This is a genomic window from Streptomyces sp. NPDC005435 (assembly GCF_040703155.1).
In the GTDB taxonomy this organism is placed as follows: Bacteria; Actinomycetota; Actinomycetes; order Streptomycetales; family Streptomycetaceae; genus Streptomyces.
Genome location: NZ_JBEXEQ010000002.1, coordinates 329,945 through 337,468, shown reverse-complemented (window position 1 = coordinate 337,468; position 7,524 = coordinate 329,945). Strand labels below are relative to the sequence as shown.

At 73.6% G+C, this 7,524-nt stretch carries 4 protein-coding genes; 2 read left to right on the top strand and 2 right to left on the bottom strand.

Annotation, left to right across the window (positions count from 1 at the left end; genetic code table 11):
• Window positions 1-379: 379 nt before the first annotated feature.
• Both meaB and AB0898_RS04570 read right to left on the bottom strand, forming a co-directional pair.
• Window positions 380-1,348 carry a methylmalonyl Co-A mutase-associated GTPase MeaB gene (meaB, locus tag AB0898_RS04575; RefSeq protein ID WP_366801314.1) on the bottom strand — a complete coding sequence of 323 codons (969 nt, stop codon included), beginning with the start codon at window positions 1,346-1,348 and terminating at the stop codon, window positions 380-382.
• A gap of 271 nt (window positions 1,349-1,619) precedes the next feature.
• Complete coding sequence (locus tag AB0898_RS04570) at window positions 1,620-2,819, bottom strand: acetyl-CoA C-acetyltransferase (RefSeq protein WP_366801313.1); 1,200 nt, start codon at window positions 2,817-2,819, stop codon at window positions 1,620-1,622.
• A 149-nt stretch (window positions 2,820-2,968) separates the two neighbouring features.
• Here AB0898_RS04570 and mce point away from each other — a divergent pair, with 149 nt between their 5' ends.
• Window positions 2,969-3,409, top strand: coding sequence for a methylmalonyl-CoA epimerase (gene mce / locus AB0898_RS04565; RefSeq protein WP_366801312.1), 441 nt, complete (start codon window positions 2,969-2,971; stop codon window positions 3,407-3,409).
• Window positions 3,410-3,614: 205 nt separating this feature from the next.
• Window positions 3,615-7,460, top strand: coding sequence for a polarized growth protein Scy (scy, locus tag AB0898_RS04560; protein WP_366801311.1), 3,846 nt, complete (start codon window positions 3,615-3,617; stop codon window positions 7,458-7,460).
• The last annotated feature ends 64 nt before the right edge of the window (window positions 7,461-7,524 follow it).

Below are 7,524 nucleotides of genomic sequence, written 5' to 3'. Positions count from 1 at the left end.
CCCAGCTCCCAGCTCTCGGTCCCCAGCCCCCGGCTCCCGGGCTCCCGCTCCCGGCCTCAGCTCCCAGCCCCGGGCCCCGCTCGGGGGCAGCGCCCGCGTCAGCCCCGCCCCGGCCCCCAGCTCCCAGCTCTCGGTCCCCAGCCCCCGGCTCCCGGGCTCCCGCTCCCGGCCTCAGCTCCCAGCCCCGGGCCCCGCTCGGGGGCAGCGCCCACGTCAGCCCCGCCCCGGCCCCCAGCTCCCGGTCCCCAGCTCCCAGCCCCCGGCCTCAGCTCCCAGTCCCGGGCCCGGCTCGGGGGCAGCGCCCGCGTCAGCCCCGCCCCGGCCCCAGCTCTCGGTCCCCGGCCCCCCAGGTCAGCCCGCCCCCGGCCCCGGCCTCCGCTCAGCCCTCCCCCGCCTCCCGCGTCAGCCCCGTGAGCAGTCGGTCTGCTGCCGCGTACGGGTCCAGTTCGCCCGTGGTGACGCGGCCCGCGAGGCTGGGGAGGTCGTGGGCGCCGTGGAGGTCGCCGATGCGTTCACGCAAGGACGTCACCGCGATCGTTTCCACCTCGCGGGCGGCGCGGGCGCGGCGGCGCTCGGTGAGGACGCCGTGCTCCTCCATCCAGGCCCGGTGCTTCTCCAGGGCCTCGACCACCTCGTCCACGCCCTCGGAGCGGGCGGCGACCGTCTTGACGATGGGCGGCCGCCAGTCGCCGGGGCCGCGGGCCTCGCCGAGGCCGAGCATGTGGTTCAGCTCGCGGGCGGTGGCGTCGGCCCCGTCCCGGTCGGCCTTGTTGACGACGTACACGTCGCCGATCTCCAGGATTCCGGCCTTGGCCGCCTGGATGCCGTCGCCCATGCCGGGGGCGAGCAGGACGACGGAGGTGTCCGCCTGGGAGGCGATCTCGACCTCCGACTGGCCCACGCCGACGGTCTCCACGAGGATCACGTCGCAGCCCGCCGCGTCCAGCACGCGGATCGCCTGCGGTGCCGCCCAGGCGAGGCCGCCGAGGTGGCCGCGGGTGGCCATGGAGCGGATGTAGACACCGGGGTCGGAGGCGTGGTCGGACATCCGCACCCGGTCCCCGAGCAGGGCGCCCCCGGAGAACGGGGAGGACGGGTCGACGGCGAGGACGCCGACCCGCTTGCCCTGTTTGCGGTAGGCGGTGACGAGCGCGGAGGTGGTGGTCGACTTGCCGACCCCCGGCGAGCCGGTCAGACCGACGACGTACGCGTTGCCGGTCAGCGGGGCGAGCGCCGCCATGACCTCCCTGAGCTGCGGGGACGCCCCCTCCACCAGGGAGATCAGCCGGGCGACGGCCCGGGGCCGCCCTTCTCGCGCCTCGGCCACCAGAGAGGAGACGTCCCGCATCACCACAGCTCCGTTCACTCGCACCGCCGACAGCTCACGCCGCCGAAATCGCACCGCCAGCCACTCGCACCGCCGGCCACTCACGCCACCGGTCGTCCGCGCCACCAGTCACTCGCGCCGCCGGCCGGCCGCACCCCCGACAGCTCACGCCGCCGAAACCGCACCGCCGGCCACTCACGCCACCGGGACCACACCGCCGACCGCTCGCACCGCCGGGACCACACCGCCGAAATCAAACCCGCCGGAATCAAACCCGCCGGAAAAGACTCCCTCAGCCCTTCGGTACCCGCACGATCAGCGCGTCACCCTGCCCGCCGCCCCCGCACAGCGCGGCCGCGCCGACCCCGCCGCCCCGGCGCTTGAGCTCCAGCGCCAGGTGGAGGACGAGCCGGGCGCCGGACATGCCGATCGGGTGGCCCAGCGCGATGGCGCCGCCGTTGACGTTCACCTTTTCCGTGGACACGCCGAGGTCGTTCATTGACTGCACGGCGACCGCCGCGAAGGCCTCGTTGATCTCGATGAGGTCGAGGTCCGCGACCTCAAGCCCCTCCTTCTTCAGGGCATGCTCGATCGCGTGGGACGGCTGCGACTGGAGCGAGTTGTCCGGCCCCGCCACATTGCCGTGCGCCCCGATCTCCGCGAGCCACTGAAGGCCCAGCTCCTCGGCCTTGGCCTTGCTCATCACGACCACGGCGGCCGCGCCGTCGGAGATCTGCGAGGCGGACCCGGCGGTGATCGTGCCGTCCTTGGCGAAGGCGGGGCGCAGCTTGCCGAGCGACTCGGCGGTGGTGTCGCCCCGGATGCCCTCGTCCTTGCTGAAGAGCACCGGCTCGCCCTTGCGCTGCGGGATCTCCACCGGGGTGATCTCGGCCTCGAACAGGCCGTTCTTCTGCGCGGCGGCGGCCCGCTGGTGGGACAGCGCGGCGATCTCGTCCTGCTCGGGCCGGCCGATGCCGAGCCGGGTGTTGTGCTTCTCGGTGGACTCGCCCATGGCGATGCCCTCGAAGGAGTCGGTCAGCCCGTCGTACGCCATGGAGTCGAGCATCTCGATCGCGCCGTACTTGAAGCCCTCACGGGACTTGGGCAGCAGGTGCGGGGCGTTGGTCATGGACTCCTGGCCGCCCGCGACCACGATGTCGAACTCGCCCGCGCGGATCAGCTGGTCCGCGAGCGCGATCGCGTCGAGCCCCGAGAGGCACACCTTGTTGACGGTGAGCGCCGGGACGCTCATCGGGATGCCCGCCTTGACGGCCGCCTGGCGGGCCGGGATCTGGCCCGCGCCGGCCTGGAGCACCTGGCCCATGATCACGTACTGGACCTGGTCGCCGCCGATGCCGGCGCGGTCGAGGGCGGCCTTGATGGCGAAGCCGCCCAGGTCGGCACCCGAGAAGGACTTCAGCGAACCGAGCAACCGTCCCATGGGCGTACGGGCGCCCGCGACGATCACGGAGGTGGTCGTTCCAGAAGACATGAGCTGCGATCCCCTTACCGGCCTGCACAGCCGAGGAGTGAACGAGGGTTTACTTCGAATGTACTGACCGGTACCGGAACCCGTCACCGGGCGTACGGTGTGATCGCGCGCACGTTGCGTAACCACCTCGCACGCGCTGCACTGAAAACATGCTGACGCGAATCGACCACATCGGGATCGCCTGCCACGACCTCGACGCCACCGTCGAGTTCTACCGGACCACCTACGGCTTCGAGGTGTTCCACACCGAGGTGAACGAAGAGCAGGGCGTGCGCGAGGCCATGCTCAAGATCAACGAGACGTCCGACGGCGGCGCCTCCTATCTCCAGCTCCTCGAACCGACCCGCGAGGACTCCGCGGTCGGCAAATGGCTCGCCAAGAATGGGGAGGGCGTCCATCACATCGCCTTCGGTACGGCGGATGTGGACACGGACTCCGAGGACATCCGCGGCAAGGGCGTACGCGTTCTGTACGACGAGCCACGACGTGGGTCCATGGGGTCGAGGATCACCTTCCTGCACCCGAAGGATTGCCACGGAGTCCTGACAGAACTGGTCACTTCGGCCTCGGTTGAGTCACCTGACCACTGACCTTCGTACATAAGGGCCGGTAGGGTTGGGGGCGGTCGTCTCCGAACACGGGGGACGACCGATGCCGGGGTCCGGGTTGGGGGACGAGCGACGGGGCAGCAGCCCGTGCTCCACCGTTGATCTGACACCATTCCCCGGGGGCCCCGTTCGGCAGACGGACGGAGCTCGTTGGAGAAGCTGACCAGGGGACGGATGGGACCGCGCAGTGCGGGGCTACGAGAGCCAGGAGCGAGAGCCGGCGGCTGACGTCGACCACCTCTCTCGGTTCGAGGCCGAGATGAAGCGGCTGAAGACCGAGCGGGAAAAGGCGATCCAGCACGCCGAGGACCTCGGCTACCAGGTCGAGGTGCTGCGCGCCAAGCTGCACGAGGCGCGCCGCACCCTGATGACCAGGCCCTCCTACGAGGGCGGCGACATCGGCTATCAGGCCGAGCAGTTGCTGCGTAATGCCCAGGTGCAGGCCGAGCAGTTGCGGCAGGACGCGGAACGGGAGCTGAGTCAGGCCCGCGCGCAGACCCAGCGCATCCTGCAGGAGCACGCCGAGCAGGCGGCCCGGCTCCAGGCGGAGCTGCATCAGGAGGCGGTCACCCGTCGCCAGCAGCTCGACCAGGAGCTGGCGGAGCGCCGGCAGACCGTCGAGTCGCACGTCAACGAGAACGTGGCGTGGGCCGAGCAGTTGCGCGCCCGTACCGAGCAGCAGGCGCGCCGGCTGCTCGACGAGTCGCGCGCGGAGGCCGAGCAGGCGATGGCCGCGGCCCGCGCGGAGGCCGAGCGGCTGACGCGGGAGGCCCGCGACCGGCTGCGCACCGACGCCGAGGCGGCCCGTTCGGAGGCCGAGCAGATCCTGCGCCGCGCCCGCACGGACGCCGAGCGGCTGCTGAACGCGGCTTCCGCGCAGGCCCAGGAGGCCACCGACCACGCCGAGCAGGTGCGGTCGTCCACGGTCAGCGAGTCGGACGCCGCGCGCCGGCAGGCCGCCGAGCTGAGCCGTACGGCCGAGGAGCGCATGGCGGAGGCCGAGCGGGCGCTGCGCAGCGCGCGTTCGGAGGCCGACAAGCTGGTCGCGGAGGCCGAGGAGCGTGCCGCCAAGGCCATCTCCAGTGCCGAGGCGGCCAACGAGACGCGTACGCGCACGGCAAAGGAGCAGGTCGCCCGGCTCGTCGGCGAGGCCACCAAGGAGGCGGAGACCACCAAGGCCGACGCCGAGCAGCTGGTCGCCGACGCCCGCGCCGAGGCGGAGAAGATCCTCGCGGAGGCCGGGGAGAAGGCCCGCAACGCGACCGCGGAGGAGACGGCGAGTCAGCTGTCGAAGGCCGCCCGCACCGCCGAGGACGTGCTCAACAAGGCGTCGGAGGACGCCCGTCGGACCACGAAGGCCGCCACCGAGGAGGCCGAGCGCATCCGCTCGGAGGCCGAGGCCGAGGCGGACCGGCTGCGTGCCGAGGCGCACGACCTGGCCGAGCAGCTCAAGGGCACGGCCAAGGACGACACCAAGGAGTACCGGGCCAAGACGGTCGAGCTGCAGGAGGAGGCCCGTCGCCTGCGCGGCGAGGCCGAGCAGCTGCGCGCCGACGCGGTCGAAGAGGGCGAGTCGATCCGCGCCGAGGCCCGCCGCGAGGCGGTGGCGCAGATCGAGGAGGCGGCCAAGTCCGCCGAGGAGCTGCTCTCCAAGGCCAAGGCGGACGCCGACGAGCTGCGCAAGACGGCCACCACGGACAGCGAGAAGGTCCGCACCGAGGCCATCGAGCGCGCCACCGCGCTGCGCCGTCAGGCCGAGGAGACTCTGGAGCGCACCCGCAAGGAGGCCGAGCGGCTCAAGGCCGAGGCCGAGGAGCGGGCCGAGACGGTCCGCGAGGACGCCGAGCGGGCCGGGCGCGAGCTGCGCGAGGAGGCCGAGCGGGCCGCCGAGGCGCGCCGCGAGGAGGCCGCCGCCGAGCTGACGCGGCTCCAGACGGAGGCACAGGACCGCCTGGAGTCGGCGGAGCGGGCGCTGACCGAGGCCCGCGAGGAGGCGTCCCGGATCCGCCGGGAGGCGGGCGAGGAGGCCGAGCGGCTGCGGTCGGAGGCCGCCGAGCGCATCCGTACGCTCCAGCAGCAGGCCGAGGCCGAGGCCGAGCGGCTGCGCGACGAGGCCGCGGCCGACGCGTCCGCCTCGCGCGCCGAGGGCGAGTCCGTGGCCGTACGGCTGCGGTCCGAGGCCGCGGCGGAGGCCGAGCGGCTCAAGGTGGAGGCGCAGGACACCGCGGACCGGGTGCGCGCGGAGGCGCAGGCCGCCGCCGAGCGGCTGGCCACCGAGGCGTCCGAGACGCTGGCCGCCGCCCAGGAGGAGGCCGCGCGCCGCCGCCGGGAGGCGGAGGAGCTGCTCGGTTCGGCCCGCGAGGAGGCGGACCAGGAGCGTGAGCGGGCCCGCGAGCAGAGCGAGGAGCTGCTCGCCTCGGCGCGCAAGCGCGTGGAGGAGGCCCAGACCGAGGCCACCCGCCTGGTCGAGGAGGCCGACCGGCGTGCCACCGAGATGGTGTCCGCCGCCGAGCAGCACGCCCAGCAGGTGCGCGAGTCGGTCTCCGGGCTGCACGAGCAGGCCCAGGAGGAGATCGCCGGGCTGCGCTCGGCCGCCGAGCACGCGGCGGAGCGTACGCGCCGGGAGGCGGAGGAGGAGGCGGACCGCGTCCGCACCGACGCCTACGCCGAGCGGGAGCGCGCGGGCGAGGACGCGGCACGGCTGCGCCGGGAGGCGAACGAGGAGGCCGAGGAGGCCAAGTCGCTCGCGGAGCGCACGGTCGCGGAGGCGATCACGGAGTCCGAGCGGCTGCGCGCGGAGTCCTCGGAGTACGCGCAGCGGGTGCGCACCGAGGCGTCCGACGCGCTGGCCGAGGCGGACCAGGCGGCGTCCCGCACCCGGGCGGACGCCCGCGAGGACGCCAACCGCATCCGCTCGGACGCGGCGACGCAGGTGGACACCCTCATCACCGAGGCGACGTCGGAGGCGGAGCGGCTCCAGAGCGAGACGGCCGCCGAGGCCGAGCGGGTGCGCGCGGAGGCGGTCGCGGGCGCGGAGCGGCTGATCGCGGACGCGACCGACGACGCGGAGCGGCTGCGTGCCGAGGCCGCCGAGACGGTGGGTACGGCCCAGCGGCACGCGGAGCGGATGCGCGCGGACGCCGAACGGGTGCGCACCGAGGCGGAGTCGGAGGCCGAGCGGCTGGTCGGCTCGGCGCGCGAGGAGGCCGAGCGGACGCTGGACGAGGCGCGCCAGGAGGCCAACAAGCGGCGCTCCGAGGCGGCCGAGCAGGTCGACACGCTCATCACGGAGACGGCGGCCGAGGCGGACAAGCTGCTCGCCGAGGCGCGTCAGCAGGCGCAGCAGACCACCGCGGACGCGGAGGCGCAGGCCGACTCGATGGTGGGCGCGGCCCGCACCGAGGCGGAGCGGATCGTCGGCGAGGCGACGGTGGAGGGCAACTCCCGTGTGGAGAAGTCCCGTACGGACGCCGACGAGCTTCTGGTCGGGGCGCGCCGGGACGCGACGGCGATCCGGGAGCGCGCGGAGGAGCTGCGCGACCGGATCACCTCCGAGATCGAGGAGCTGCACGAGCGGGCCCGTCGTGAGGCGGCCGAGACGATGAAGTCGACCGGCGACCGCTGCGACCACCTCGTCAAGCAGGCCGAGGAGCAGCTCGCCAAGGCGCAGACGAAGGCCAAGGAGCTGGTCTCGGAGGCCAGTTCGGAGGCGAGCAAGGTGCGCATCGCCGCCGTCAAGAAGGCGGAGGGGCTGCTCAAGGAGGCCGAGCAGAAGAAGGCGAAGCTGGTCAAGGAGGCCGAGGAGCTGAAGGCCGAGGCGATCCGCGAGGCCCGGCAGACGGTCGAAGAGGGCAAGCGCGAGCTGGAGTTGCTGGTGCGCCGGCGCGAGGACATCAACACGGAGATCTCGCGTGTCCAGGACGTCCTGGAGGCGCTGGAGTCCTTCGAGGGTCCGGGTGCCAAGGACGGCGGGGTCAAGGCGGGCGCCACGGTGGGCGCACCCCGATCGGGTGGCAAATCCCAGGAGAACTAGCGGCCGGAGCGGTGTGCCGGGTGGGGCGGGGTGTGCGGCCGGGTCTTTGGCAAGTTGTCAGGGG